This window comes from Arthrobacter sp. 05L421 (assembly GCF_056397785.1).
This window is the reverse complement of record NZ_JBFTOC010000002.1, coordinates 243,947-270,217: the sequence shown is the minus strand read 5'-3', so window position 1 is coordinate 270,217 and position 26,271 is coordinate 243,947. Positions and strand designations below refer to the sequence as shown.

Annotated in this window: 23 protein-coding genes and 1 pseudogene; 9 read left to right on the top strand and 15 right to left on the bottom strand. The window is 67.0% G+C overall.

What is annotated here, in order from left to right:
- Position 1: 1 nt before the first annotated feature.
- Together AC1DKQ_RS04175 and AC1DKQ_RS04170 are read left to right on the top strand one after the other, a co-directional pair.
- Entirely contained in the window at positions 2–946 is a 945-nt protein-coding gene (locus AC1DKQ_RS04175; protein WP_476918291.1) for a COX15/CtaA family protein, read from the top strand.
- 264 nt (positions 947–1,210) lie between these two features.
- The gene (locus AC1DKQ_RS04170) at positions 1,211–1,735 is read left to right on the top strand and encodes a hypothetical protein (RefSeq protein WP_476918290.1); all 525 of its coding nucleotides are present in this window, start codon (positions 1,211–1,213) and stop codon (positions 1,733–1,735) included.
- Here the strand turns inward: AC1DKQ_RS04170 and AC1DKQ_RS04165 are convergent, their stop codons facing one another.
- Positions 1,736–2,086, bottom strand: coding sequence for a hypothetical protein (locus AC1DKQ_RS04165; RefSeq protein WP_476918289.1), 351 nt, complete (start codon positions 2,084–2,086; stop codon positions 1,736–1,738).
- A gap of 362 nt (positions 2,087–2,448) precedes the next feature.
- On the opposite strand from AC1DKQ_RS04165, the gene AC1DKQ_RS04160 reads away from it, so the two are divergent.
- Positions 2,449–3,669: an acyltransferase family protein gene (locus AC1DKQ_RS04160; RefSeq protein WP_476918288.1), complete on the top strand. Its 1,221-nt coding sequence runs from the start codon at positions 2,449–2,451 to the stop codon at positions 3,667–3,669.
- Here the strand turns inward: AC1DKQ_RS04160 and AC1DKQ_RS04155 are convergent.
- Both AC1DKQ_RS04155 and AC1DKQ_RS04150 read right to left on the bottom strand, forming a co-directional pair.
- Positions 3,666–4,630, bottom strand: a pseudogene (locus AC1DKQ_RS04155) (threonine/serine dehydratase). The gene AC1DKQ_RS04160 and the pseudogene AC1DKQ_RS04155 sit on opposite strands and share 4 nt — an antisense overlap.
- 168 nt (positions 4,631–4,798) lie before the next feature.
- The gene (locus tag AC1DKQ_RS04150; protein WP_476918287.1) at positions 4,799–5,761 is read right to left on the bottom strand and encodes a heme o synthase; all 963 of its coding nucleotides are present in this window, start codon (positions 5,759–5,761) and stop codon (positions 4,799–4,801) included.
- Between the two features lie 497 nt (positions 5,762–6,258).
- Here AC1DKQ_RS04150 and tkt point away from each other — a divergent pair, with 497 nt between their 5' ends.
- The 6 genes from tkt to pgl all read left to right on the top strand — a co-directional run bounded on the left by tkt (position 6,259) and on the right by pgl (position 14,519).
- The gene (tkt, locus tag AC1DKQ_RS04145; RefSeq protein WP_476918286.1) at positions 6,259–8,376 is read left to right on the top strand and encodes a transketolase; all 2,118 of its coding nucleotides are present in this window, start codon (positions 6,259–6,261) and stop codon (positions 8,374–8,376) included.
- 62 nt (positions 8,377–8,438) lie between these two features.
- Complete coding sequence (tal, locus tag AC1DKQ_RS04140; protein ID WP_476883305.1) at positions 8,439–9,554, top strand: transaldolase; 1,116 nt, start codon at positions 8,439–8,441, stop codon at positions 9,552–9,554.
- Positions 9,555–9,560: 6 nt separating this feature from the next.
- Positions 9,561–11,195 (top strand): glucose-6-phosphate isomerase, encoded by a 1,635-nt coding sequence (locus tag AC1DKQ_RS04135; RefSeq protein WP_476883304.1) that lies wholly within the window; start codon positions 9,561–9,563, stop codon positions 11,193–11,195.
- A gap of 15 nt (positions 11,196–11,210) precedes the next feature.
- Positions 11,211–12,773 carry a glucose-6-phosphate dehydrogenase gene (gene zwf, locus AC1DKQ_RS04130; protein ID WP_476883303.1) on the top strand — a complete coding sequence of 521 codons (1,563 nt, stop codon included), beginning with the start codon at positions 11,211–11,213 and terminating at the stop codon, positions 12,771–12,773.
- Complete coding sequence (locus tag AC1DKQ_RS04125; RefSeq protein WP_476883302.1) at positions 12,770–13,711, top strand: glucose-6-phosphate dehydrogenase assembly protein OpcA; 942 nt, start codon at positions 12,770–12,772, stop codon at positions 13,709–13,711. The genes zwf and AC1DKQ_RS04125 overlap by 4 nt, the downstream gene beginning before the upstream one ends.
- Positions 13,701–14,519 (top strand): 6-phosphogluconolactonase, encoded by an 819-nt coding sequence (pgl, locus tag AC1DKQ_RS04120; protein ID WP_476918285.1) that lies wholly within the window; start codon positions 13,701–13,703, stop codon positions 14,517–14,519. The genes AC1DKQ_RS04125 and pgl overlap by 11 nt, the downstream gene beginning before the upstream one ends.
- Here the strand turns inward: pgl and AC1DKQ_RS04115 are convergent.
- The 12 genes from AC1DKQ_RS04115 to AC1DKQ_RS04060 form a co-directional block, all read right to left on the bottom strand.
- A complete protein-coding gene (locus AC1DKQ_RS04115; protein WP_476883300.1) occupies positions 14,490–14,831 on the bottom strand; it encodes an RNA polymerase-binding protein RbpA in 342 nt (113 codons plus the stop codon). The two genes, pgl and AC1DKQ_RS04115, sit on opposite strands and share 30 nt — an antisense overlap.
- A gap of 151 nt (positions 14,832–14,982) precedes the next feature.
- A complete protein-coding gene (gene secG / locus AC1DKQ_RS04110) occupies positions 14,983–15,240 on the bottom strand; it encodes a preprotein translocase subunit SecG (protein ID WP_377986810.1) in 258 nt (85 codons plus the stop codon).
- A gap of 48 nt (positions 15,241–15,288) precedes the next feature.
- Complete coding sequence (tpiA, locus tag AC1DKQ_RS04105) at positions 15,289–16,104, bottom strand: triose-phosphate isomerase (protein WP_476918284.1); 816 nt, start codon at positions 16,102–16,104, stop codon at positions 15,289–15,291.
- 161 nt (positions 16,105–16,265) lie between these two features.
- Positions 16,266–17,492, bottom strand: coding sequence for a phosphoglycerate kinase (locus tag AC1DKQ_RS04100; protein WP_476918283.1), 1,227 nt, complete (start codon positions 17,490–17,492; stop codon positions 16,266–16,268).
- A 10-nt stretch (positions 17,493–17,502) separates the two neighbouring features.
- Positions 17,503–18,513, bottom strand: coding sequence for a type I glyceraldehyde-3-phosphate dehydrogenase (gap, locus tag AC1DKQ_RS04095; protein WP_476883297.1), 1,011 nt, complete (start codon positions 18,511–18,513; stop codon positions 17,503–17,505).
- Between the two features lie 266 nt (positions 18,514–18,779).
- The gene (locus AC1DKQ_RS04090; RefSeq protein ID WP_476918282.1) at positions 18,780–19,403 is read right to left on the bottom strand and encodes a superoxide dismutase; all 624 of its coding nucleotides are present in this window, start codon (positions 19,401–19,403) and stop codon (positions 18,780–18,782) included.
- A gap of 185 nt (positions 19,404–19,588) precedes the next feature.
- Positions 19,589–20,569: a DNA-binding protein WhiA gene (gene whiA / locus AC1DKQ_RS04085; protein WP_377986807.1), complete on the bottom strand. Its 981-nt coding sequence runs from the start codon at positions 20,567–20,569 to the stop codon at positions 19,589–19,591.
- A gap of 10 nt (positions 20,570–20,579) precedes the next feature.
- Positions 20,580–21,599: a gluconeogenesis factor YvcK family protein gene (locus AC1DKQ_RS04080; RefSeq protein ID WP_476918281.1), complete on the bottom strand. Its 1,020-nt coding sequence runs from the start codon at positions 21,597–21,599 to the stop codon at positions 20,580–20,582.
- Positions 21,599–22,522 (bottom strand): RNase adapter RapZ, encoded by a 924-nt coding sequence (rapZ, locus tag AC1DKQ_RS04075; protein WP_476883295.1) that lies wholly within the window; start codon positions 22,520–22,522, stop codon positions 21,599–21,601. Before rapZ ends, AC1DKQ_RS04080 begins: the two co-directional genes overlap by 1 nt.
- 123 nt (positions 22,523–22,645) lie before the next feature.
- Positions 22,646–24,652 carry an excinuclease ABC subunit UvrC gene (gene uvrC / locus AC1DKQ_RS04070; RefSeq protein WP_476918280.1) on the bottom strand — a complete coding sequence of 669 codons (2,007 nt, stop codon included), beginning with the start codon at positions 24,650–24,652 and terminating at the stop codon, positions 22,646–22,648.
- Positions 24,653–24,717: 65 nt separating this feature from the next.
- Positions 24,718–25,386 (bottom strand): lysophospholipid acyltransferase family protein, encoded by a 669-nt coding sequence (locus tag AC1DKQ_RS04065; RefSeq protein WP_377986804.1) that lies wholly within the window; start codon positions 25,384–25,386, stop codon positions 24,718–24,720.
- Positions 25,373–26,146 carry an HAD hydrolase-like protein gene (locus AC1DKQ_RS04060; protein WP_476918279.1) on the bottom strand — a complete coding sequence of 258 codons (774 nt, stop codon included), beginning with the start codon at positions 26,144–26,146 and terminating at the stop codon, positions 25,373–25,375. The genes AC1DKQ_RS04065 and AC1DKQ_RS04060 overlap by 14 nt, the downstream gene beginning before the upstream one ends.
- Between the last annotated feature and the right edge of the window lie 125 nt (positions 26,147–26,271).

Genomic DNA, 26,271 nt, shown 5'->3' with positions numbered 1-26,271 from the left:
TGTGAGCACGGCGTCACGCACTCCCCGGATCGTCTCCGGAATCACCTCCCGGCTGCCAGTCAGCGTAGACAAGACGATCAGGCGGCTGGCTGTGTTGTCCCTGATCGGCCAGATCGTGCTGGTAGTGACCGGCGGCGCCGTGCGGCTGACCGCCTCGGGCCTCGGCTGCCCCACCTGGCCGCGCTGCACGGAAGGATCCCTGGCGACCACGCCGGAAATGGGGTTCCACGGAATCATTGAATTCGGTAACCGGCTCCTGACGTTCGCGCTGGCAGCCGTCGCTGTGATGATGCTCGTCTACCTCTGGAACCTCCGCAAGGAACGCCGGGACCTCTTCCTGCTGGCCCTCGGCCTGCTCGCGAGCATCCCGGCCCAGGCCGTCATCGGCGGCATCACGGTCCTGACCCAGCTGAACCCGTGGGTTGTGGGCCTGCACTTCCTCGTTTCCATGGCGCTCGTGGTCCTCGCGACCCTGTTGGTGAACCGGGCCTACGGCCGGACCGGCAAGGCCAGGACCGTGCAACTTCCCGCCCTGCCGGGCGCTGCGCGTCCGGCGATGACCGCCGTCGCGCTTCTCTCTGCCGTCGCCGTCTGCCTCGGCGTAGTGGTGACCGGCGCCGGCCCGCACGCCGGCGACGCGAACGCCCCGCGCAACGATCTCGACTGGGACCTGTTCGCGCACATCCATGCTGTGCCCGCCTACCTGGTGACCGCCGGGGCGCTGTTCGCGGTATTCCTCGTGGTCCGCGGCCGGATCCAGGGCCCGTTCCGCTCGGCGGTGTTCATGCTCCTGGGCGTCACAGTGCTTCAGGCCGTCATCGGCTTCACGCAGTACTACAACGGCATCCCGGCGCTGCTCGTCGGCGCGCACATGCTGGCGGCGGCCCTGCTGATGAGCGCGGCCACCAACGCCGCGGACCTCGCCCGCTACAGCCCGGTGGACTAGCCCGCCGCAGCACCGCTGATCAAAACAACGCGGGGTCACTTACCGCCCATCCGGAGCGTCGGAATGGGCCGCAAGTGACCCCGCGTTTGTTGTCTGCGCGCGGGTCCGGGCGCCGCGGCAACGAACGTCTGTACCTGTAGCACGTCACGGGGGCTGGCCTTGACGGGATTTCCGGGTGGACTATGGGATGGCATGGACATGGATCGTCGCGGCGGTGGGCTTTTGGTGTTCGTTCCCGTGACGCAGACCGGAAGGCCTTCCCTGATGCAAGCGACAGAACCGACCGTGACCCCGTCACCCTCAGCCCGCCAACGCGCGGCGAGCCTCAAAGAGCGCGTCTACATCATCTTCACGAGCCTGGCAGTGGTGCTGGCGCTTCGGAGCCACGCGGACGAGACCACGCCCGCGGCCGCGGCGGCCACCCTCAGCATCGTGGTGATCGGGTCCCTGCTGGGGATTTTCGTCGCCGACCTCCTGAGCCACCTGACTGTCCATTCCAAGCTCCCCACCGGTGAAGAACTGCACCATATGATGGCGGTCAGCGCGGGCGGTCTCGGCGTTCTAGTGACCCCGCTGCTTCTGCTGGCGGCGGCAGGCTTTGGGCTAGTGACGACGGCGGCTGCTCTCGGGTGGGCGGTTGTGGTGCTCGTTGTCTCTCTAGGCGTCGTCGGATTCCTCGCGATCCGGCGCCTCGAAATTCCGCTCCATCACAAGGCCGCCATCATGTTCGCCGAGGTTGTGCTGAGCCTTCTGGTGATCGGCCTCGAGCTGCTGGCCCACAACCTCTGATCACACGGCAGAAGCTGCCGGCGGGCGGAGGAACAGGCGTGCCATGGCCGCCAGGAAGAGGAGTGAGGCCGTGATGGTGGAGCTGATCTGCATGCCGCGAACAAAAGTGCCCCGATCGGCGATCAGGGCACCGAACACGGCGATGGCCACAGCCCCGCCGACCTGGCGGCAGGTGTTGAAGACCGCACTCGCGGTGCCCGCCTGCCCGGACGGCACACTGGCAACCATCGACAGCAATCCGAGAACGGCCGGGACTCGTGGCCCGAAGCATTTCGAAAGCGTTCCGCTGACGATGTTTCCGATGACGCTGAAGGCTGCCGAGGGCAGGAACACGAGCCCGGCCTGGGTCACCCCTGCCGGGCCCGGAGGAAGCCCCCGCGGAGTCCAGAAGGCACAATTTCTCCCACTATTCGACTAATAGTTACTGGCCGGTCACTTGTCGGGCGGGGGGAACTTTGGGAATACTGGAACTTGTATCCCTTCGCCCTACTGCCTGGAAGGGCAGCCGATCGCCGGTACGCCGGCCGCGGATCCGCGGGTCTGGTTGGCGGTCCGCTTGGCGGCCGGGGTCAGGTTTCGTCCAGCCCAGTCGGGGATACTTTGAGACGGCGCAAGAGTGGCGCCGCAATCGCATTCATGGAAAGTAGGACGGCTCGGTTTTGCCTTAATGCAACTGGAATCGGAACTGGCCAGATAGAGGCACCGGAGGATAAGTGGCGATACTAGTCGGCGAAAGGCCCGCCAAGGCGGCCCAACAAACTGCACCGCGCCCACGGCTTGACGGCCTGGACGTGCTACGCGGTGCTGCAGTAGGCGCCGTCCTGCTGGGACATTCCTGGCCTGCCATATTTCAAGGCGCCGGCATTGTTGGCGTCATTGCCTTCTTCGTGCTGAGCGGGTACTTGATCACCAATGTGCTCGTCCGGGACATTGAACGGCACCGAAAAATTCGCTACGGCCGTTTCTATGCCCACAGGGCCTTCCGGCTGGTGCCGGCACTCGTCTCCCTCTTGGGCGTGTACGCGATCGTCGAATTGGCCACCGACTTCCTTGGGGACCGAACCAAGGGAATCGTTGGCTACACCGTCCTTGCCGGCCTTGGCTACCTCAAGGACCTGCCCCTGCCTTTCGACGTCAGCATGGCCATCGGACCGCTCTGGACCCTGGCAGTAGAGGAACAGTTCTACCTGATCTGGCCGGCGCTGCTGGTGCTCGCCCTGCGGCGCCACCGACAGGGCCGGCTGATTGGCTTCTCTGCCGCCGTCGCCCTTTTCCTCATGTCCGCAAGCGTGCTGGCGATGGCGGCCCTGGCCCCGCAACTCCACGCACTGGTCTACGCACTGCCTACGACGTGGGGCCTGGGCCTGATCGTCGGAGCGGCCCTGCGGCTTTACAGGGTCCATGTGTTCAGCTTGTTCGCCGGCCGCCGTCTCAGGTGTGCGGCGCTGCTTGGCTCCGTCGCCGTCCTGGCCTCGCTGATCTTTTTCCCCAAGGCGAACGAGACGCCGGTCTTCATCCTCATTGGCGGCCCGCTTGCTATGGCTGCCTCAGCCGTTTTGGTCGCCCTGGCCGCCTCGCGCGTAGCAGGGATGCCGAAATGGACGCGCCCGGCGCAGATGCTGGGCACCGTGTCCTACGCCGCGTACCTGTGGAACTACCCCATCATTCTCTGGCTCAATGGCGGCTCGACGGCCGATCTGCCGCCGCTCGTCGCGGTGTCGGCCATCGCGTTGACGCTGCTCATCGCGGTGGCCAGTTGGCACACCGTCGAAAGGCTGGGAAGGATCGCGCGGGAACGCTTCGACCGGCGTTACTCCGCCGCGGACCAGCGGGACCAGCGCGAGCATCAGGGCGGGGACCAGCGGGAGGCCGGCAGCGGCCCCGTTTCCCGGCAGGCTTCAACGAGGCCGAGCCGGGAGAAGTCCGCGGACTAGGCAGGTTCGCCAGCTGTGACGGCGTCGGGATGGTCCTCCAGCGTGCAAACATCGGTGTTCGCCCCACAGACGATCACCGCCACGCGTTCCCCTTCGCCGGGCGTGTACGCCCCTGAGGTGAGAGCGGCAAGCGCCGCCGCCGCGCCGTATTCGGCAGGGATCCGGTAGTCGTTCCACAACTGCGACCGGGCGGCGACGATGGCGGCATCGTCCACCAGGACGGAGGTCGGAGGGACGAGCGAGGCAATGTTGAAGGCGATCTCGCCCACCCGCCGGGCACCCAGGGAATCCGCGGCGACTCCTGAAACGGCCACATCGACGGGGTGGCCGGCGGCCAGGGCGGCGTGCAGGGTGGGGATGTTGAAAGGTTCAACCGCGACGACGCGTGCCCGCCCTTCGGCCGCCGCCGCGACTCCCGCGTACAGGCCTCCGCCGCCGACGGCGACCACGATCGTGTCGATGCTGGGCTCGTCCTGGAGGATCTCTTCGGCGACGGTGCCCGCGCCGGCCGCGATTTCGAGTTGGTCGTACGCATGGCAGAACAGGGCGCCGGTTTCTTCCACATATTCCATGGCCGCGGCGAAAGCCTCCGCGTACTCGGCGCCGACCTGCCGGACCGTCGCGTCGTACCCGAGAAGGCGCTGCACTTTCACGCGCGGGGCGTTCTCCGGCACGAACACTGTTGCCGGAACGCCGAGCGCCGCCGCGGCATAGGCATTGGCCAGGCCCGCGTTGCCGCCCGACGCCGCCACCACCCCGACCCCGGGGTCAAGTTCCCCGCGCTCCCGGGCAGCGAGGAGCCGGTTGAACGCGCCGCGGGCCTTGAAAACACCGGTGTGCTGCAGGAACTCGCATTTTAACCAGAGAGGGGCTGCAGCCGTCCCCCGCGGAGCAAAGGCGTGCGCCGCACGTAGCCGCTGATGCGGCTCTCTGCCTTCAGTACATCGCTGCGGTTGATCACTGGCTCCCCTGGGGTCATGTTGCTGGTCCGGTGTTGCCTGTTCCGGTGTTGCCTGTGTTGACAGGTCGGTTCGTCAGGATATCCCCTGGCCGAACGGACCATCGCGCTGATACGGCTGACGCTCCCCCACCACTGGTGAGGGAGCGTCGGATAGATAATAGGGACGTCTTAGCCGCCCATGATGGCCGAGCCGACGAACGGGTCGACGGCCAGGGCAATGAAGAGCAGCGTCAGGTAGCTGATGGAGCCGTGGAAGACCTTCATGGCTCCCTTGTTGGACACGTCGCCTGCCTGGGCGCGGTTGTACAGGGCGTGCGATTCGTACAGGAACCAGGCACCGGCCGCGACGGCGGTCACGGTGTAGACCCAGCCGGCGCCGCCGGCGGGGATCATCAGCAGCGAACACGCCACCATGGCCCACGCGTAGAGGACCACCTGCACCGAGACCACTTTTGCGCCGGCGATTGCGCCCAGCATGGGCACGTTGGCGTTGCGGTAGTCCTCGCCGTAGCGCATCGACAGCGGCCAGTAGTGCGGCGGTGTCCAGAGGAAGATCACCATGAACAGCACGACGGCGGGCCACTCGACGGTGTTGGTGACGGCTGCCCAGGCAATCAGTACCGGGAAACACCCGGCGGCACCGCCCCAGACAATGTTCTGGGCCGTGCGTCGCTTGAGGATCATGGTGTAGATGACCACGTAGAAGACGATGGCGCCCAGTCCCAGCCACGCGGCGAGCGGGTTGGCCCCGAACCAGAGGATGGCGATCGCCGCAGCGCCCAGCAGCCAGGAGAAGATCAGTGCTTCCCGGGGAGTGACCTCTCCGGTGACCAGCGGCCGATTCTCCGTGCGGTGCATGAGCTTGTCGATGTCGCGGTCGATGTAACAGTTGAAGGCCCCAGCGGAGCCTGCCGCGAATGCCCCTCCCACAAGCGTCGCCAGAATCAGGGCGATCGACGGGAAGCCCCGTTCGGCATAGATCATGGTGGGCAGCGTACTGACGAGCAGAAGCTCGATGACGCGGGGTTTCGTGAGCGCCAGATAGGCCTTGGCTTTGCGGCCGAAGCCCGTTCTTCCCGAGACCGGGGAGGCGTTCAGCGGCGTATTAGTTGTGCTCACGGTGGCAGTCACTCTGTTCTGTCTGGCTGTGCAGTTCTGTCTGGCTGGGCAGCCCCGGGTGGATTTCGCAACACGCTTGGCTGCAGAGCGGGAGCCACGCTCGGCGCGCGCCCGTGTCTTTGCCCCAGTCGAAGGCCACCACCAATCATACCGTGGAGCTCCGGGCAACAGAGCCGCCGGGGCGCGCCCATGATTCCAGCGTGTAAACGCGTCCTCACCGGCGCAGCGGCGGACGGTGATTCATATAGGCGAAATCCCGTCCAATTGGTGAGATATACGCTGACCACAAAGTGGAATGGGACTAGGCTGTCCTTAGATCAGCGCACACGGGCACGCATAAGGCAATTGCCGGAACAGGCGGCTCTGCATCTGCGTCTGAATGATAGATCAACGTTTCGATGGTGAACGGCTGGTACGAACCGCAGCGGGCACCGAACTGTGCCCGGGGCGGGAAATAGAGCGTACCGCCGGCTGTCAGCACAGAGAGGGGCCCGGTTTTCGTGCCACATTTGGAAGAGCAAGAACTGTCATGGACCACCTTGGACCAGCGCGCCGTGGACACCGTCCGGGTGCTGGCCGCGGATGCGGTGGAGAAGGTCGGGAACGGCCACCCGGGGACGGCAATGAGTCTGGCTCCGGCCGCGTACCTGTTGTTCCAGAAGCTGATGCGGCACGATCCGGCGAACCCGGACTGGCTGGGCCGTGACCGGTTCGTCCTGTCCCCCGGGCACACGTCCCTGACCCTGTACATCCAGCTGTTCCTCTCCGGCTACGGGCTGGAGCTGAAGGACCTGGAGGCGCTGCGGACCTGGGGCTCGTTGACTCCGGGCCACCCGGAATACAAGCACACCAAGGGTGTGGAGATCACCACCGGCCCGCTGGGCCAGGGCCTGGCGTCCGCGGTCGGCTTCGCGTATTCCCAGCGCCGCATGCGCGGTCTTTTCGATGCCGACGCTCCCGCCGGCACGAGCCCGTTCGACCACACCATCTGGGTGATCGCCTCCGACGGCGACCTGCAGGAAGGCGTGACCTCCGAGGCCTCTTCCCTCGCCGGGCACCAGGAGCTGGGCAACCTCGTGGTGATTTACGACGAGAACCACATCTCGATCGAGGACGACACCGACGTGGCGTTCACCGAGGACGTCCTGGCCCGCTACGGGGCCTACGGCTGGCACACCCAGCGGGTCGACTGGACCCGGACCGGCGAATACAAGGAGGACGTCGCCGAGCTGCACGCCGCGCTGCTGGCCGCGAAGGCCGAAACCGGCAAGCCCTCGATCATCTCGCTGCGGACCATCATCGGGTACCCGGCACCGAAGAAGCAGAACACCGGCAAGATCCACGGCTCGGCCCTGGGCGCCGAGGAAGTCGCCGCGCTGAAGAAGGTCCTGGGCTTCGACCCGGAACGCGCCTTCCAGGTCGATGAGGACGTCCTGGCCCACGCCCGCGCCGTCCAGGACCGCGGCGCCGCGGCCCGCACCGAGTGGCAGGCCTCGTTCGAGGCGTGGCAGGGGGCCAACCCCGAGGCCGCGGCCCTGCTCGAACGCGTCGAGGCCAAGAAACTCCCGGGCGAGTTCGAGGCCGCCCTGCCGGTCTTCGAAGCCGGCAAGGACGTCTCCACCCGGGCCGCGTCCGGGAAGGTCCTGAACGCGATCGGCCCGGTCATGCCCGAACTCTGGGGCGGCTCCGCCGACCTCGCGGAGTCGAACAACACCACGATCGAGGGCTCGCCCTCGTTCATCCCCACATCCCGGTCCACCGCCGCGTGGAAGGGCAACCCCTACGGCCGGGTGCTTCACTTCGGCATCCGCGAGCACGCCGCCGCCTCGATCGTGAACGGCATCTCCCTGCACGGGCGGACCCGGGCGTTCTCCGGCACGTTCCTGATCTTCTCCGACTACCAGCGCCCCGCGATCCGGCTCGGTGCCCTCATGGGCGTGCCCTCGCTCTACGTCTGGACGCACGACTCGATCGGCCTGGGCGAGGACGGCCCCACGCACCAGCCCGTCGAGCAGCTCGCATCCCTGCGGGCCATCCCCGGTCTGGACGTCGTCCGCCCGGGAGACGCGAACGAGGTCGCTGCGGCCTGGAAGGCCATGCTGGAAAACCACGAAAACCCCGCCGGGATCGTCCTGACCCGGCAGAACATCCCCACCTGGGCCCGCGGCACCGGCCAGGCCGACGGCGACACCTTCGGCTCCACTGCCGGCGTCGAAAAGGGCGGCTACGTCCTGGCCGAGGCATCCAAGGACGGCAACACCGTCGAATCGCAGGTCATCCTGATCGGCACCGGCTCCGAGGTCCAGCTGGCCGTCAACGCCCGCGAAGCCCTGCAGGCCGAGGGCATCCCCACCCGTGTGGTCTCGATGCCCTGCGTGGAGTGGTTCAACAAGCAGGACGCCGCCTACCGCGACGCCGTGCTGCCCCCCGCCGTGAAGGCGCGCGTCTCGGTCGAGGCCGGACTGGCCCTGGGCTGGAAGGAATTCGTCGGCGACGCCGGCCGTTCCGTCTCCCTGGAACACTTCGGCGCGTCCGCGGACTACAAGCGGCTCTTCCAGGAATTCGGCATCACCGCAGAAGCAGTCGCCGCCGCCGCCAAGGAATCCCTGGCCAGCCTCACCAACTGATCCACCACCACGGTTCCGGGGGACATTGTGCCCCCGGAACCATGATTTCCAGGAGTTATGAAATGACTACCCCCACACAGCAGCTCTCCGACGCCGGCGTCTCGATCTGGCTCGATGACCTCTCCCGCGGCCGCCTGGACACAGGCACCCTGCGCAAGCTCATCGAAGAGAAGAACGTCGTTGGCGTCACCACCAACCCGTCCATCTTCCACGCCGCCATCACCGCCGGCACGGACTATGACGCCGTCATCGCCGCCCAGGCCGCCGCCGGCGCCACCGTTGAAGAGACCGTCTTCGAAATCACCACTACCGACGTGGCCGACGCCTGCGACCTGTTCGCTCCCGTCGCCGCGGCCACCAAGGGTGTCGACGGCCGCGTGTCCATCGAGGTGGACCCCCGCCTGGCCTGGGACACGGCCGGCACCATCGCCGAAGCGAAGCACCTGTACAAGAAGGTCAACAAGGACAACGTCCTGATCAAGATCCCGGCAACCCTTGAAGGCCTTGAGGCCATCACGGCCACCCTGGCCGAGGGCATCAGCGTCAACGTGACCCTGATCTTCTCGCTGGAACGCTACCGCGCCGTGATCAACGCCTTCCAGTCCGGCCTCGAACAGGCCAAGGACAACGGCCACGACCTGTCCAAGATCCACTCGGTCGCGTCCTTCTTCGTCTCCCGCGTCGATGCCGAAATCGACAAGCGCCTCAACGCCATCGGCACCGACGAGGCCAAGGCACTGAAGGGCAAGGCCGGCCTGGCCAACGCCCGCCTGGCCTACCAGGTGTACGAGGAGCTCTTCTCCACCGAGCGCTGGGCCCTCCTGGCCGAGGCCGGCGCCCTGCCGCAGCGCCCCCTCTGGGCCTCCACCGGCGTTAAGGACCCGGCCTACCCGGACACCCTCTACGTCACGGAACTCGTCGCGCCCGGCGTCGTGAACACCATGCCGGAGAAGACCCTCGACGCCACGTTTGACCACGGCACCGTCACGGGCGACACCGTCACCCGCGGCTACGACGACGCCAACGCCACACTGAACTCCCTCGATGCCCTCGGGATTTCCTACAACGAAGTCGTTGCACTGCTCGAATCCGAAGGCCTGGACAAGTTCGTGGCCAGCTGGAAGGAACTGCTGGGTGACGTCGACGGCGCCCTGGCCTCTGCACGGAAGGCTTCCTAAAACATCATGAGCACACTCAGCTACGACGCCACCGGCGCAGCCCGCCAGGCCCATGAGCAGCACCTCCCGGCACTGCTGGAGGACCGCATTGCCACCCGGATCTTCGCGAAGGACCACACCCTGTGGGGTCCGGACGCAGAGCAGGAAGCCGCCGTCCGGCTGGGCTGGGTCGAGGCGGCTACCGTCTCCCAGCCGCTGGTCAGCGGGATTCTGGCACTCCGCGAGGCGCTGAAGGCCGACGGTGTTACGCGGATCGTCCTTTGCGGCATGGGCGGCTCCTCGCTGGCGCCTGAAGTCATCGCGGGCACCGCTGGCGTCGAGCTGACTGTTCTTGACAGCACCGACCCCGAACAGGTCAGTGCTGCGCTGGCGGACCGGCTGGACGAAACGGCCATCGTCGTTTCGTCCAAGTCCGGCTCCACCGTGGAAACCGATTCCCAGCGCCGGGTCTTCGAGCAGGCATTCACCGATGCCGGGATCGACGCGAAGAGCCGCATCATCATCGTCACCGATCCGGGTTCCCCGCTGGACAAGGCCTCCAGGGAAGCCGGCTACCGCGCCGTCTTCAACGCCGACCCCAACGTCGGCGGCCGCTTCTCGGCCCTGACCGCCTTCGGTCTGGTCCCCTCCGGGCTGGCCGGAGTGGACATCCAGGCGTTCCTGGATGAAGCGGAGGAAGCAGCCGAGATCCTCAATGAAGACTCGCAGGACAACATCGGCCTCGCCCTGGGCACCGCCCTGGGCGGCACCAACCCTTTGCGCAACAAGATCGTCATCGCGGAGGACGGGTCCGGGATCGTGGGCTTCGCCGACTGGGCCGAACAGCTCATCGCCGAATCCACCGGCAAGCTCGGCACCGGAGTGCTGCCGGTCGTCGCGGGCCCTGCCTCCCCGGAGGCCACCCTTGGCGCTCCCGATGTCCTCGTCGTCCGGCTCGTCGCGGCAGATGCCGACGTGGAGCTCGGCGAGAACGAGGTCGCCATTGCGGGCGGCCTGGCCACCCAGATGATGGTGTGGGAGTTCGCCACCGTCGTGGCCGGCCGGCTGCTGGGCATCAACCCGTACGACCAGCCTGACGTCGAGGCAGCCAAGATCGCCGCACGCGGCCTACTGGACGCTCAGCCCGAGCCGACGCCGGCGAACTTCACCGACGGCGCCATCGAGGTCCGCGGCGGGGAATGGCTCGGCGGCGCCGCCACGGCGGCAGAAGCCGTCAGCGCCCTGCTCGCCGAACTCGGCCCGGACAGCTACCTCAGCGTCCAGGCCTATTTCGACCGGCTCGCCTACGCCAGCCTCGAAGGTGTCCGCGACGAACTGGCTGCTGTCACCGGGCGCCCGGTCACGTTCGGCTGGGGTCCCCGGTTCCTGCACTCCACCGGCCAGTTCCACAAGGGTGGCCCCGCAATCGGCGTCTTCCTGCAGGTCACGGCCGCCTCCGCGACGGACCTCGCCATCCCGGACCGGCCCTTCACGTTCGGCAAGCTGATCTCGGCGCAGGCCGCAGGCGACGCCCAGGTCCTGTCCGAACACGGCCGCCCGGTCCTCCGGTTGCACCTGACCGACCGCCCTGCGGGTGTGAAGCAGCTCCAGGAGCTCGTCACGTCCCTTGCCGGCCAGGCAGCATCCACCACTGAAAGCTAAGGCACCCACGCAACCATGCCAGAAACCAACAACGGCGGCAGGAACACGGCCGGCCGGAGGCGCAATCCGCTCCGGGACCCCCGTGACCGCCGTCTAAACCGTATTGCCGGGCCGTCGTCGCTGGTCCTGTTCGGGGTAACCGGTGACCTCGCCCGCAAGAAGCTGATGCCGGCCGTGTACGACCTCGCCAACCGCGGGCTGTTGCCGCCGAGCTTTGCCCTGGTGGGCTTTGCCCGCCGGCAGTGGGAGAACGAGGACTTCGCCGCGGAGGTCCTGAAGTCGGTCAAGGCCTACGCGCGCACGCCGTTCGATGAGACGGTCTGGAAGCAGCTCTCCGAGGGCATCCGCTTCGTGCAGGGCGAGTTCGACGACGACGACGCGTTCAAGCGGCTCGGCGAGACGATCGATGAGCTCGACGAACACCGTGGGACGCGGGGCAACCACGCGTTCTACCTCTCGATTCCCCCGAAGGCGTTCGAGCAGGTCTGCCGCCAGCTCTCCAAGCACGGGTTGGCCCAGGCATCGGGCGATAACTGGCGCCGCGTCGTTATTGAAAAGCCGTTCGGGCACGACCTCGAGTCGGCCCGGCAGCTGAACGACATCGTCGAATCGGTGTTCCCGCCGGACGCTGTCTTCCGGATCGACCACTATCTGGGCAAGGAGACGGTGCAGAATATCCTGGCACTGCGTTTCGCGAACCAGCTCTTCGAGCCGCTCTGGAACGCCAACTATGTGGACCACGTCCAGATCACCATGGCCGAGGACATCGGCACCGGCGGCCGGGCAGGCTACTACGACGGCGTGGGCGCGGCTCGCGACGTCATCCAGAACCACCTGCTCCAGCTCCTGGCGCTGACGGCCATGGAGGAGCCGATCTCCTTCAACGCCGACGACCTGCGGGCCGAGAAGGAAAAGGTCCTCGCCGCCGTCCGGCTCCCCGATGACCTCTCCACCCACTCCGCCCGCGGGCAGTTCACCGGCGGCTGGCAGGGCGGCGAGAAAGTCCTGGGGTACCTGGAGGAAGAGGGCATCCCGGCCGATTCCAAGACCGAGACGTTCGCCGCGATCCGGGTGGACATCAACACCCGGCGCTGGTCCGGAGCGCCGTTCTACCTGCGCGCGGGGAAGCGGCTCGGCCGCCGGGTGACGGAGATCGCCGTCGTGTTCAAGCGCGCGCCGAACCTGCTCTTCACCGACCACGGCGAGGACGACTTCGGCCAGAACGCCGTAGTAATCCGGGTCCAGCCCGATGAAGGCGCCACGATCCGGTTCGGGTCCAAGGTCCCGGGCACCCAGATGGAGGTCCGCGATGTCACCATGGACTTCGGCTACGGCCACTCCTTCACCGAGTCCAGTCCCGAAGCCTACGAACGCCTGATCCTGGATGTGCTCCTGGGAGAGCCGCCGCTGTTCCCCCGGCACCAGGAAGTTGAGCTGTCCTGGAAGATCCTGGACCCGTTCGAGGAATACTGGGCCGGCCTCGACGAACAGCCCCAGCCCTATGCTCCCGGCAGCTGGGGCCCCGCCTCCGCCGACGAGCTCCTTGCCCGCGACGGACGAACCTGGAGAAGGCCATGATCGTAGATCTTCCCGACACCACCACCTCCAAGATTTCCAAGAAGATCATGGCCCTGCGCGAGCAGGGCGGCGTGATTGCCCTGGGCCGGGTGCTGACCCTTGTGGTGGTCACCCGCTCCGGGCTCGAGGAGGAGGCCATTGAGGCCGCCAACGAGGCCAGCCGGGAACACCCGTGCCGGATAATCGTCCTCGCCGACGCCGGGGCCTCGGCCCCGACCCGGCTGGACGCCCAGATCCGCGTCGGCGGCGACGCCGGGGCTTCCGAGGTCATCCTGCTGCGCGGCTACGGCGAACTCGCCGAGGAAAGCGAATCCCTTGTGGCGGCCCTGCTGCTCCCGGACGCACCGATCGTGGCCTGGTGGCCGCATGGCGCCCCCAGGAATGCGTGCCAGACTTCGGTCGGGAGCATCGCGCACCGCCGGATCACCGATTCGGCCAACGAATCAGACCCGGTCGCGGCGCTGGAAAACATCCGCCGCACCTACAAGGCCGGCGACACGGACCTCGCCTGGACCCGCCTGACCAACTGGCGCATCCAGCTGGCCGCGGTCCTGGACCAGGTGGACGACTCGCCGGTGACGGCCGTCGCCGTCGAGGGTGCCTCGGACTCCCCCAGCACGGTGCTGCTCGCGGCCTGGCTCACCCTGGCCCTGGACGTCCCCGTCACGATCGTGGCGGATCCGGCCGGAACCGGGATCCGCCGCGTCCGGCTGACCCGGCCTGGCGGCGACATCCAGCTCTTCCGGCCCGGGCTCACCATTGCGGAACTGACGCAGCCCGGCCAGCCGGCGCAGCGGATCTCACTGCCGCGTCGCAGCCTCAAGGACTGTCTGGCCGAAGAACTACGCCGCCTGGATCCGGACGAAGTCTTCGGCGAAGTGATTACTATGGGACTCCCACGTACCAATCTAAGGAGTGTCCGTCCCAGTGAGCGCTGACCCGAGAGTAAGCATCCATCCTGACTCGACCGTCCTGATGGCTGCGATCGCTGCCCGCCTTATCACCAAGCTTGTGGATATCCAGGACCGGCACGGCGAGGCCACGGTGGTGCTTACCGGGGGCACAATGGGCATCGGCTCGCTCAAGGCAGTCGCTGAATCGCCGGCGGCGCCGGCCGTCGACTGGTCAAAGGTGAACTTCTGGTGGGGTGACGAGCGCTTCGTAGCGTCCGACGACGCCGAACGCAACGCCCGCCAGGCCCATGACGCTCTCTTGGCCCACATCAATGTTGATCCGGAGCGCGTCCACGTGCCTGGTTCCACCGATGACTTCGACAGCCCGGATGAAGCTGCAGCGGACTATGCGCGCCGCCTCGCTGAGGCTGCGGCCGCCGAACACGCCGCGGACATGTCCGATGACAGGCCGGAAAATCCGGCGCGGCTCCCCCGCCTGGACATCGTCCTCCTCGGCGTGGGGCCGGACGCGCACGTCGCGTCGCTGTTCCCTGAACATGCTGGTATCCGGGAGAAGGAGTTGACCGTCGTCGGGGTCCACAACTCCCCCAAGCCGCCGCCGGCGCGGGTGTCCCTGACGTTGCCGGCGATCAATACGGCATTAGAGGTGTGGATGGTGGTGGCCGGTGACGACAAGGCCGGCGCCGTGGGGCTGGCGCTGGCCGGCGCCAATCCCGTGCAGGTTCCCGCGGCTGGCCCGCGCGGCCGCCGGCAAACCCTGTGGCTGATTGACGAGAACGCGGCGTCACGGGTCCCGGAACAGCTAGTCCGGAAGGGACCGTCGGGCGCGTAGCCGTTCCAGCGCTCCAGCTAGCACGTCTTCGGCGTCCTGGCTGGAGCGCCGTTCTTTAACGTATTCCAGGTGGGTCTTGAAGCCCTCCATCGGCGCATCCTCGAGCGCAAACTTGGTTTCGTCGCGGGTTGCGGTCCCGCCGCAGCGCCGGCAGTCCCAGACTCCCGGGATCTGCTCCTCCGGCAGTTGCGCGAAAACAAGCGTGGTTTCATGGCCCTTGGCGCACCGGAAGGAGACACGAATACGGGGCTGGCGTACGCCGGCCCCGTTCAGTGGCTCATGGCGGGGAGTCGCCCCTTCGGTGGCGCCCACACGGATTCCTTTGAATCCGGAAGCAGAATGCAGCATCGGGAACTCCTGGCTACTTGGCTGGCGGACGTGTGCAAGACGCCAGTTTAGGTTGGGAGTTCCCGATGCCGGGAGGGCCTTAAGGACCCCTTGTGGAGTTTTTCGGACGGGCGTCCTACGAATCGGCGCCCGTGCTGAACCGCATGAGCAGGCCGAGGGCGATGATCACGACCGCCCAGGTGATGCCCAGGATGACCGTGAACCGGTTGAGGTTCCGCTCGGCAACACCGGAGGAACTCAGCCCCGAGCTCATGCCGCCGCCGAACATGTCGGACAGGCCGCCTCCGCGTCCCTTATGGAGCAGGATGAGCAACGTCAGCAGGAGGCTGGTGATGCCCAGGAGGACCTGCAGAATGACATGAAGAACGTCCACGACGGCCTTTCAGAAGAATTGGATTACGGGGGTCAGGCTGTGTCCGGACTAATCCGTCAACAGGTGACTCTCGAACCTGACAATATTAGCAAACTCGGCAGCGTCCAGGCTGGCACCGCCGACCAGCAAGCCGTCGACGTCGCGTTCCTTCAGGATCGAGGCGGCGTTGTTCGCCTTGACCGAGCCGCCGTAGAGCAGGCGGGTCTTGGCAGCGACGTCGGCTCCGAAGAGGGTGGACAGTTCCGCACGGATGGCAGCACACATTTCCTGCGCGTCTTCCGGGCCGGCAACTTCGCCGGTGCCGATGGCCCAGACGGGCTCGTAGGCGACAACGAGCTCGGCAGCCTGCTCCGGGGTGAGGCCTTCGACGCCGGCGCGGAGCTCGGCGAGCGTGTGGTCCACGTGGGTGCCGGCCTGCCGGATCTCGAGGCCTTCGCCGACGCAGAGGACGGGGGTGAGGCCGTGCCGGAAGGCGGCTTGGGTCTTGGCGTTGAGCACGGTGTCGGACTCGTTGTGGATGGTGCGGCGTTCGCTGTGGCCAACCAGTGCGTAAGTGCAGCCGAGCTTGGCCAGGAACTGCCCGGAGATATCGCCCGTGTAGGCGCCGGAGTCGAACTGGGAGAGGTCCTGGCCGCCATAGACGACGGCGAGCTCGTCGCCCTGGACCAGAGTCTGCACGCCGCGGAGACCCGTGAACGGCGGGAAGACGGCGACCTCCACCCGGCTGTAGTCGTGCTTGGCGTCGGACAGGGTCCACGCGAGCTTCTGCAGGAGGGTGATGCCCTGGACGTGGTCCATGTTCATCTTCCAGTTCCCGGCGATGAAGGGCTTGCGGTCGAATTTACCGTTGGTTGACGTGGTCACGTGATCTCCAAAAGTTCTTGTTGTATGAGAGCAGCCGGCAGGGTACCCGGTTCCTTGCGGAGGGCACCCTGCCGGCTCGATGGCCTGGCGGCCGCTACTGGCGGCCGCTGCTGCTAACTGCCTGTGCTTCTAACGGCCGGCGCTTCTAACGACCTGTGCTTCTAACGGTCCAGGACGCTCAGGCCGGGGAGTTCCTTGCCTTCAAGGTACTCCAGGCTGGCGCCGCCGCCGGTGGAAATGTGGCCGAACTGGTCATCGGCGAAGCCGAGGGTCCGGACCGCAGCCGCGGAGTCGCCGCCGCCAACCACCGTGAACGCGTCCGTCTCCGTCAGCGCCTGTGCGATGGCCCGGGTACCAGCGGCGAAGGCCGCGAATTCGAACACGCCCATGGGACCGTTCCAGAACACCGTCTTGGCGCCTTTGATCCGTTTCGCGAAAGCCGCTGCCGATACCGGCCCGATGTCCAGCCCGATGCCCTGGGGCCCGAAGCTGCTCGACTCGATGGCGTCAGCTGCGACGGTCTCGTGCTCGGCGTCGGCCGCGAACTTGGCCGCCACCACAACGTCGGTGGGCACGACGAACTCGGTACCGGCGTCCGCGGCCCGCTTCAGGTAGTCCTGGACCACCGGGATCTGGTCTTCTTCGAGCAGGCTGGCCGCGACCTTGTGGCCCGCGGCGGCGAGGAACGTGAACAGCATGCCGCCGCCCACCAGGATCGTGTCCGCCTTACCCAGGAGGTTATCGATGACAGCGAGCTTATCGGAGACCTTGGAACCGCCGAGGACCACGACGTAGGGCCGCTGGGTGTCGGTGGTGAGCTTGCGCAGCACCTCGACCTCCGTGCGGACCAGGTCGCCCTGGTAGGACGGCAGCCGCGTCGCGACGTCGTACACGCTGGCGTGCTTGCGGTGCACGGCACCGAAGGCGTCATCGACGAAGGCGCCGTTGTCACCGGTGAGGGCGACGAGCTCGTCCGCGAGGGCGCCGCGTTCGGCGTCGGCCTTGGAGGTCTCGCGCGCGTCGAAGCGCACGTTCTCCAGGACCAGCGCTTCGCCGTCCTGCAGCGCGGCGGACAGTTCCTTGGCCGACTCGCCGACGGTGTCGCCGGCAAGCGAGACCTTGAAACCGGCGAGCTCGGCCAGCCGGGCGGCCGCGGGCTTGAGCGAGTACTTCTCCTCCGGGGCGCCCTTGGGGCGGCCCAGGTGTGCTGTGACCAGCACGCGGGCACCGGCGTCCGTGAGCTTCGCCAGCACTGGCAGGGAGGCCTTGATGCGGCCGTCGTCAGTCACTGTAGAGCCGTCGAGCGGCACGTTCAGGTCGCTTCTGACCAGAACGTACCGCCCGCGGACACCATCAGCGATCAGTTCGTTGAGGGTGTGGAATGTCATGAGTCTTACCCTAGCCCAGCTTGGACGCGACAAGCTCCGTGAGGTCCACGAGGCGGTTGGAGTAGCCCCATTCATTGTCATACCAGGACACAACCTTGACCTGGTCGCCGATCACCTTGGTCAGGCCCGAATCGAAGATGGACGACGCCGGGTCGCCGACGATGTCCGAGGAGACAATCGGCTCGTCGGTGTAGGTCAGCAGGCCCCGGAGTTCGTCGGTCTCGGACGCTGCCTTGAGGGCGGCGTTGACTTCAGCGACGGTAGTCTCGCGGGAGACCGTGACGGTCAGGTCCGTGGCGGAGCCGGTGGGCACGGGCACGCGGATGGCGTAGCCGTCGAGCTTGCCCTTGAGCTCCGGCAGGACCAGGCCGATTGCCTTGGCGGCACCCGTGGAGGTGGGCACCATGTTGATGGCGGCGGCGCGGGCGCGGCGGAGATCCTTGTGCGGGCCGTCCTGCAGGTTCTGGTCGGCCGTGTAGGCGTGGATAGTGGTCATCAGGCCACGCTCGATGCCGAAGGCCTCGTTGATGACCTTGGCCAGCGGGCCGAGGCAGTTGGTGGTGCAGGAGGCGTTGGAGATGATGTGGTGCGTCGCGCTGTCGTACAGGCCGTCGTTGACGCCCATCACGATCGTGATGTCCTCATCCGACGCGGGGGCGGAGATCAGGACCTTCTTGGCGCCGGCGTCGATGTGCTTCTGCGCATCGGCGGCCTTCGTGAAGAAGCCGGTGGACTCGATGACGATGTCGACGCCGAGCTCGCCCCAAGGCAGCTTCGCCGGATCGCGCTCGGCGAGGACCTTGATGATGTTGCCGTCGACGACGATGTTGCCGTCCTTGACCTCAATGGTTTCGGCCAGGCGGCCGCCCACGGAGTCGTACTTGAGGAGGTGAGCGAGGGCTTCAGGGCTGGTGAGGTCGTTGACCGCAACGATCTCAAGATCTGCGCCCTGTGCGAGGGCGGCGCGGAAGTAGTTGCGGCCGATACGGCCAAAGCCGTTGATGCCAATACGGGTCGTCACGTTTTCAGTCTCCTTGGTGCTCCTGCGAGCACGACTAGTTGAGAAGGCGTTCAAGCCAACTAACAGATCCCGCACGCCATTGGGCAGAGATAATTACCAGATCGGAGGGCGACCAGCCACATTGCTGAAGGCTAACCGCCTTCCGTGATCCATCTTACGTTTAACCGGGACTGCCCCCGCAAGTGCAGGGGCAGTCCGTCCACATTTCGGGCCAAAGCGCCCGTAATGTGAGGTTTGTTACAAACGGAAGTCGCTTCCGTCACCGCTTAGAGGGTAATGAGACCCGTCGCGTTCTTGCGGGCGGCGTCGAAGCGCTTGGCGACGTCGGCCCAGTTCACGATGTTCCAGAAGGCCTTGACGTAGTCGGCCTTGACGTTGACGTAGTCCAGGTAGAAGGCGTGCTCCCACATGTCCAGCATCAGCAGCGGGGTGGTGCCGAGTGCGACGTTGCCCTGCTGATCATAGAGCTGCTCGATGACCAGGTTGCCGCCGATGGGCTCGTACGCCAGGAAGCCCCAGCCGGAGCCCTGCAGGCCCAGCGCCGCGGCGCTGAACTGGGCACGGAACGCGTCGAACGAGCCGAACGCGTCGTCGATGGCCGCAGCGAGCTCGCCTTCGGGCTTGGCGCCACCGTCCGGCGAGAGGTTCTTCCAGAAGACGGAGTGGTTGATGTGGCCGCCGGTGTGGAACGCGAGGTCCTTGGAGAGGCGGTTGATGTTGGCGAAGTCGCCCTTTTCGCGCGCCTCGGCCAGCTGGGCGAGGGCGTTGTTGGCGCCGGTCACATAGGCGGCGTGGTGCTTGCTGTGGTGCAGCTCCATGATTTTCGCGGAGATGTGCGGTTCCAGCGCTGCGTAGTCATAGTCGAGCTGTGGCAGTACGTACTCGGTCACAAAATCCTCCAATGTCGTGGACGGGTTGTCCGGTTCGGTAACTCTCGGATTGTGCATCCGGATGCGGGGCATCCGGAAGTTTACGGTGGGATCCAACGGCAACAACCCGCCGCGGCTCCCGGGTATTTCCATTCCCGGCATTTATCTGTGGTGATTTCAGGGTCGGGGTTGATTCTAGGGGCGGGCTAGTCGTCGAGCATCTCCGGCGTCACATTGGCTTCCGTGCCCGGGATGCCGAGGTCCTGGGCCCGCTTGTCCGCCATGGCCAGGAGCCTGCGGATCCGGCCGGCGATGGCGTCCTTGGTCATGACGGGGTCGGCCAGGCGGCCAAGTTCGTCCAGGCTGGCCTGCTTATGCGCGACCCGGAGCTCGCCTGCGTACTTGAGGTGGTCCGGGACATCGTCGCCAAGGATCTCCAAGGCACGGTCCACGCGGGCACCGGCGGCGACGGCGGCCTGCGCGGAACGGCGCAGGTTGGCGTCGTCGAAGTTGGCGAGCCGGTTCGCCGTGGCGCGGACTTCCTTGCGCATGCGGCGTTCCTCCCAGACCATGAGCGCGTCGTGGGCGCCCATCCGGGTCAGCAGCGCGGCGATCGTGTCGCCGTCCCGGATCACCACACGGTCCACTCCCCTGACCTCGCGGGCCTTGGCCTGGATACCGAGGCGGCGGGCGGCGCCGACGAGGGCAAGGGCCGATTCGGGGCCGGGGCACGTGACTTCCATGGCCGAGGAGCGGCCTGGCTCGGTGAGCGAGCCGTGCGCCAGGAAGGCGCCGCGCCAGACGGCCTCGGCGTCCGAGGCGGAGCCGTTCACCACTACTGACGGAAGGCCCCGCACGGGACGTCCGCGGGCGTCCAGGAGTCCGGTCTGGCGGGCCAGGGCCTCACCGTCGCGGACCACGCGCACCACGTAGCGGCTGCCGCGGCGCAGGCCGCCGCCGGAGACGACGATGATCTCGCTCTGGTGGCCGTACACCTCGGCGATTGCCGCGCGCAGCCGCCGGGCGGTCGAGGCGAGGTCGACTTCAGCCTCGATCACAATCCGGCCCGAGATGATGTGCAGCCCGCCGGCGAAGCGGAGCATGGCCGATACCTCGGCCTTGCGGACCGAGGACTTCTTAATATCCAGACGGGAAAGTTCTTCCTTGACTGATGCTGTCAGTGCCATGGCACCTTTCCTAACTGTTCCCGAAAATATCGTGGTACGCCGTCGCCAGCCGCAACGGATCGTGGACCGGACGGCGACCAGACGCCCCCACTTTACCCAAGACCACCTCGGCACCGAGCATTCCTGCCGCCGCCTTGAAGTCGGGCAGGTCCTGGACCGACGCCGGGTCGGCCAGGATGACGTCGATTGTGAACTCCGGCGCGTACTCGCGCAGCACCCGGAGGTGATCGGCGGCGGTCATGCCGGCGGTCTCTTTGGTGTCCGTGGCGAGGTTCATCGTCAGGCAGCGGCGGGCGGCTGTGTGGCAGAGGGCCTCTCGCATTTCGGGCAGCAGCAGGTGCGGCAGCACGGACGTGTACCAGGAACCCGGCCCGAGGATCACCCAGTCGGCCAGCTCGATCGCCGTCAGCGCCTCCGTGCATGCCGGAGCGTTCTCCGGCAGGAGCCGGACGTGTTCCAGGGACCCTGCCACCGCGCACTTGGCCTGGCCGCTGAGCGTCTGCAGTGCTGTGGTGCCGTCCGGGGCGGTAACCCGGATCTGGCCCTCGATGGTCAGCGGCACGCTGGACATCGGCAGGACCTCGCCGCGCGCGCCGAGCAGGGCGCCGGCCCATTTCAGGCCCGCAACGGTGTCGCCCAGGAGCTCCCAGAGCGTGACAATCAGGAGGTTGCCCATGGCATGCTCATCGAGGGACCCGCCCCGGCCCGCACCGGGGGCGAAACGGTGCTGCATGACGTCGCGCCACGTGCGGCCCCAGTCGGTGTCATCGCACAGCGCGGACAAGGCCATGCGGAGATCGCCCGGCGGCAGGACGCCGTACTCTTCACGGAGCCGGCCGGAGGATCCTCCGTCGTCCGCGACCGTGACGATCGCGGTGAGCTCGGAAGTCAGCAGCCGCAGGGCAGACAGGGAGGCGGAGAGGCCGTGGCCGCCGCCGAGCGCGACGACGGAGGGGCCCTTGTCCTGCTGGCTGGCGAATGCCGCGCTGGCGGGCGGGACAAGGGGCAGCGGGCCGGTCAGCAGCGCCATTACTCGCGGCCCAGGTCCCGGTGCGTCGTCGTCACGGTGACGCGCGGATATTGCGCCAGCCTCCGTGAGAGCTCGACGGCGACCGCGACGGAGCGGTGCTTGCCGCCGGTGCAGCCGACGGCGATGGTCGCGTAGTGCTTGTTCTCCCGCCGGTACCCGTCCAGAACCGGTTCCAGGGCCAGGACGTAGCGTTCCACGAAGTCGCTGACGCCCGCGGCTTCCAGCACGTAGTCGCTGACGTCCTTGTCCAGCCCGGTGTGCGGGCGCAGCTGGGGCACCCAGTGCGGGTTGGGGATGAAGCGTGCATCGGCCACGAAGTTGGCGTCCACCGGCAGCCCGTACTTGAAGCCGAAGCTCATGACATTCAGCCGCAGCGCCACCGGCCCGGTCTCGCTGAAAAGCTCGGTGATCGCGGTTGCGAGACCGTGGACGTTGAGGGAGGAGGTATCCAGGACGATGTCCGCGGTGTCCTTCAGTTCCCGGACAAGTTCGCGTTCCGCCGCGATGCCATCGAGGATCCGGCCGCCGCCCTGCAGCGGGTGGGGCCTGCGGCCCTGCTCGAAGCGGCGCACGAGGACGTCGTCGCTAGCGTCGAGGAAGAGCACGCGGAAGGTCACGCCGGTGGCTTCCAGGGCGCGGAGGGCCGCGCGCATGTCCACGAACAGTTCCTTGCTCCTGACGTCCATCACGACGGCGAGCTTGGACATCGAGTGCGGTGTCCGCGAGACGAGTTCGGCGAGCGTGCCGAGCATCTGCGGCGGCAGGTTTTCCACGACGTACCAGCCATGGTCCTCAAGGGCGTCCGAGGCAGTGCTCCGGCCGGCTCCCGACATTCCGGTCACTACGAGCAGTTCCGCCTCGACGGGTTTAACGGGCGTCATGCCGTCCGCATCCGTCTCGGATCCTGCCGTCGACTCTGCCATCAGTGAAGCCCCATCTCTGCCTGTGCGATTTGCTGTTCCGATCAGGTTTGCGCCCGGGCCGCGGTGATGCCGCGGCCAGGACGTTTCCCAAGTCTTTACCCTAGCTAAGTTTGGCGGCGCTAGCTAAGCGTCGAGGATTTCACCGGTGGTCATGTTGATGGCGGGAACTGTGGCGGCGTCGCCGTCGTCGGCATTGAAGTGCCGGACGATTGCGGCGGCCAGGGACGGACCGATCCCCTTGGCGCCGGTGAGTTCTTCCTCCGTGGCAGCCTTGATGCTCTTCACGGAGCCGAACTCGGCCAGGAGGGCCTTGCGTTTCGACTCCCCCAGCCCGGGCACGCTGTCCAGCGCCGAGGCCGTCATGGCCTTGCCACGCTTTTGCCGGTGGAAGGTGATGGCGAAGCGGTGGGCCTCGTCGCGGATCCGCTGCAGCAGATACAGGCCGGCGGAGGCGCGCGGCAGGATCACCGGGAAATCGCTCTCCGGCAGCCACACTTCTTCGAGCCGTTTGGCCAGGCCGACCACATAGACGTCCTCGATGCCGAGCTCTGCCAGCGCCCGGGCCGCCGCATTGACCTGCGGTTTGCCGCCGTCGACGACGACGAGGTTGGGCGGGTAGGCGAACTTGCTCCGCGGCGCGGGCGTGGTGGAGTCTGCGATCGCCGCGGCGGCTGCCGCGTCCAGCGCGGCCTGGTGTGCCGGTTTGGCCGCGGCTGCAGCCTGCTCGTCTTTCTCTTGGAGATAGTGCCGGAACCGGCGGGTCAGCACATCATGCATGGCCGCAGTGTCATCGGTGGCGGCGGCTCCGGTTACGGCGAACTTCCGGTACTCGGACTTCTTCGGCAGGCCGTCCTCCACCACCACCATGGAGCCGACCACGTTGGTGCCTTGGACGTGCGAGATGTCGAAGCACTCGATCCGCAGCAGCGCCACGGGCAGCTCGAGGGCTTCCTGGATTTCCTGCAGGGCCTGGGAGCGCATGGTGAGGTCGCCGGCGCGCCGGGACTTGTGGAGCTTGAGCGCGTGCTCGGCGTTCTCACGGACTGTGGACATGAGGGCCGCCTTGTCGCCGCGCTGGGGTACCCGGACGTCCACCCGGGCCCCGCGCAGGCCGCTGAGCCATTGCGCGAGCTCCGGGGCGTTGCTGGGTTCGGTGGGCACCAGGACTTCCCGGGGCAGCCTGCCCTGGAGCCCGGCTTCCTCACCGTAGACCTGCTGGAGCAGATGTTCGACCAGTTCCGGGGTGGTGGAGTCCTCGACTTTTTCCACCACCCAGCCGCGCTGGCCGCGGATCCGGCCTCCGCGGACGTGGAAGACCTGGACGGCCGCCTCGAGCTCGTCTTCGTGCAGGGCGAAGACGTCGGCGTCCGTGCCCTCGGCGAGGACCACGGCGTTACGTTCGAAGACTTTCTTCAGCGCCACGATGTCATCCCGAATCCGGGCCGCGCGTTCGTAGTCGAGCTCGGCAACTGCCGCGGCCATCTCCCGTTCCAGCCGGTTGACGAAGGGTTTGGCTTCGCCGCCCATGAAGGTGCAGAAGTCCTCGGCAAGGGCGCGGTGGTCCTCGGCGGAGATCCGGCCGACGCAGGGCGCGGAACATTTGTCGATGTAGCCGAGCAGGCAGGGCCGGCCGCTGGCTTGGGCGCGCTTCAGCACCCCGGGGCTGCAGCTGCGCACCGGGAATACGCGCAGCAGGGTGTCCATGGTGTCCCGGATCGCGCCGGCGGTGTACGGGCCGAAATACCGGGTCCCCTTGCGCCGCTCGCCACGCAGCACCTGGACGCGCGGATACTTCTCCCCCATCGTGACGGCCAGGTACGGGTAGGTCTTGTCGTCCCGGAACATCACGTTGAAGCGGGGCGTGAATTCCTTGATCCAGGTATATTCCAGCTGCAGCGATTCGAGCTCGCTGCCCACCACAGTCCATTCGACGCTGCTGGCCGTGTGCACCATCGCGTAGGTTTTGGGCAGAAGCCCGGCGGGGTTGGCGAAGTACGTATTCAGCCGGGAACGGAGGTTCTTGGCCTTGCCGACGTAGATGACCCGGCCGTGCGGATCGCGGAAGCGGTACACGCCCGGATTGGTCGGAATTTCACCCGTCTGGGGTCGGTAACTCGCTGGATCTGCCACACATCAAGTCTACTGAGCCGCCGGAGGTGCCGTGGCACCCGCCCTGCGGAGAGCAGAGTGGTGCGCTATTCGGCCGATTTGCTCTGGTTGTAGCTCGTGGAGCGTTCCTGGCCGCTCAGCTCCGCGATCGCGTCCATGATGCGGTCCGTGACCTGGCGGCGGGCCGGCAGGGAGTGGTCCGGTCCGGTCTTCTCGAAATACAGCGGCTCGCCCACCTTCATGGTGAAGTGCTGCGGTTTGACGGACTTGCTGTCCGCAGGCTGCAGGTGTTCGGTGCCGATCAGGCCCACCGGGATCACGGGCGCGCCCGTGGTGAGGGCCAGCCAGCCGACGCCGGTGCGGCCGCGGTACAGGATGCCGTCGCGGGAGCGCGTACCCTCGGGATAAATGCCCACGCCCCTGCCGGAGTCAAGGATGTCCAGCAGCGTCTTCAGTGCCTGCACGCTCGCAGCCTGCTCGCCGCGTTCCACCGGAATGGAACCCACGGCCTCGAAGAAGGACTTCATGGCCTTGCCCTTGACGCCGCCGGTGGTGAAGTATTCGGCCTTCGCGAAGAAGGCCACGGGCCGCGGCATGAGTGCCTGGACGATCACGCTGTCCAGGAAGGAGAGATGGTTCGGGGCCACGATGAACGGTCCGTCCGTGGGCACGTTTTCCAGGCCGATGACCGTGGGACGGCACGTGGAGGATATGAGCCCGCGCGTGGTCCAGCGGATTGCGTCAAACATTGCCATCGGTGTGCACCTCGTTCAGGGCTGGGGTCCCCGGGCGTTCGGAGAGTCTGTTGATCGTCGCGTGAAGCGCCGTGGTGTTGTGCACGACCTCGATGGCACCAGCCGTGTGCAGTTCGCCGTCGGGCGCAAAACCCCAGCCTACGCCGATGCAGTCCAGTCCGTTCGCAGCGGCCCCGGCCACGTCCTGCGCCCGGTCCCCCACCATGACGGCACGGCCGGCGGCCTCAGGGTTCCCCGAAGCCAGGTCAGAAAGGGCGGCAGCGACGATATCGGCTTTGCCTTCAGGTACAGCGCCTTCGGGGCCAGAGCCTTCGGTAGCAGGGCCCGCCCCCGGGCCGGCCTCGTCGGCGGCGGAGCCCCGGATGCTGTGGAAGAGCCCGGCGATCCCGTGGTGCGCCAGGACGGTGCGGGCGAGGCCTTCCGGCTTCTGCGTGGCAACGGCAATGGGGCGTCCCGCGGCCACGAGGTCCTCGAGGAGGTCGCGGATGCCCGGGTACAGCCGGCTCTGCGCGATGCCGGTGGAAACGTAGTGCGCGCGATAGATCCGGATTGCGTCTGCCAGCAGTGCGGCCGGGACGCCGGCGATTTCCGTGAGGGAGTGGCTGAGCTTGGGCCCGATCATGGCGTCCATCCGGGACGGGTCCGGAACCGGCAGGCCAAGCTCGGTGAGGGCCGCGGCGATTCCGCCCGTAATCCCCCCGGCGGGATCGACAAGAGTGCCGTCAAGGTCGAAGATCACGGGCACTGTTGTATGCGTCACCGGCTTAGTTTCTCACGAGTGTGGAGATGCCAGAAATTCGCATACTCGTTCAGGAATACATCAGGCGGGTTCGTCGGGGGAAGGCATTCCCGTGCGGGCGGGACGCGTGCGGGCGAAAGCATGTT

What these genes read in the sequence shown, in the direction of transcription:
- AC1DKQ_RS04125 (WP_476883302.1), top strand. Translation starts at nt 12,770, where the DNA reads ATGATCGTAGATCTTCCCGACACCACCACCTCCAAGATTTCCAAGAAG.
- AC1DKQ_RS04065 (WP_377986804.1), bottom strand. Translation starts at nt 25,386, where the DNA reads ATGGCAATGTTTGACGCAATCCGCTGGACCACGCGCGGGCTCATATCC.
- AC1DKQ_RS04170 (WP_476918290.1), top strand. Translation starts at nt 1,211, where the DNA reads ATGCAAGCGACAGAACCGACCGTGACCCCGTCACCCTCAGCCCGCCAA.
- rapZ (WP_476883295.1), bottom strand. Translation starts at nt 22,522, where the DNA reads ATGGCAGAGTCGACGGCAGGATCCGAGACGGATGCGGACGGCATGACG.
- tal (WP_476883305.1), top strand. Translation starts at nt 8,439, where the DNA reads ATGACTACCCCCACACAGCAGCTCTCCGACGCCGGCGTCTCGATCTGG.
- AC1DKQ_RS04080 (WP_476918281.1), bottom strand. Translation starts at nt 21,599, where the DNA reads ATGGCGCTGCTGACCGGCCCGCTGCCCCTTGTCCCGCCCGCCAGCGCG.
- whiA (WP_377986807.1), bottom strand. Translation starts at nt 20,569, where the DNA reads ATGGCACTGACAGCATCAGTCAAGGAAGAACTTTCCCGTCTGGATATT.
- AC1DKQ_RS04100 (WP_476918283.1), bottom strand. Translation starts at nt 17,492, where the DNA reads ATGACATTCCACACCCTCAACGAACTGATCGCTGATGGTGTCCGCGGG.
- zwf (WP_476883303.1), top strand. Translation starts at nt 11,211, where the DNA reads ATGCCAGAAACCAACAACGGCGGCAGGAACACGGCCGGCCGGAGGCGC.
- AC1DKQ_RS04135 (WP_476883304.1), top strand. Translation starts at nt 9,561, where the DNA reads ATGAGCACACTCAGCTACGACGCCACCGGCGCAGCCCGCCAGGCCCAT.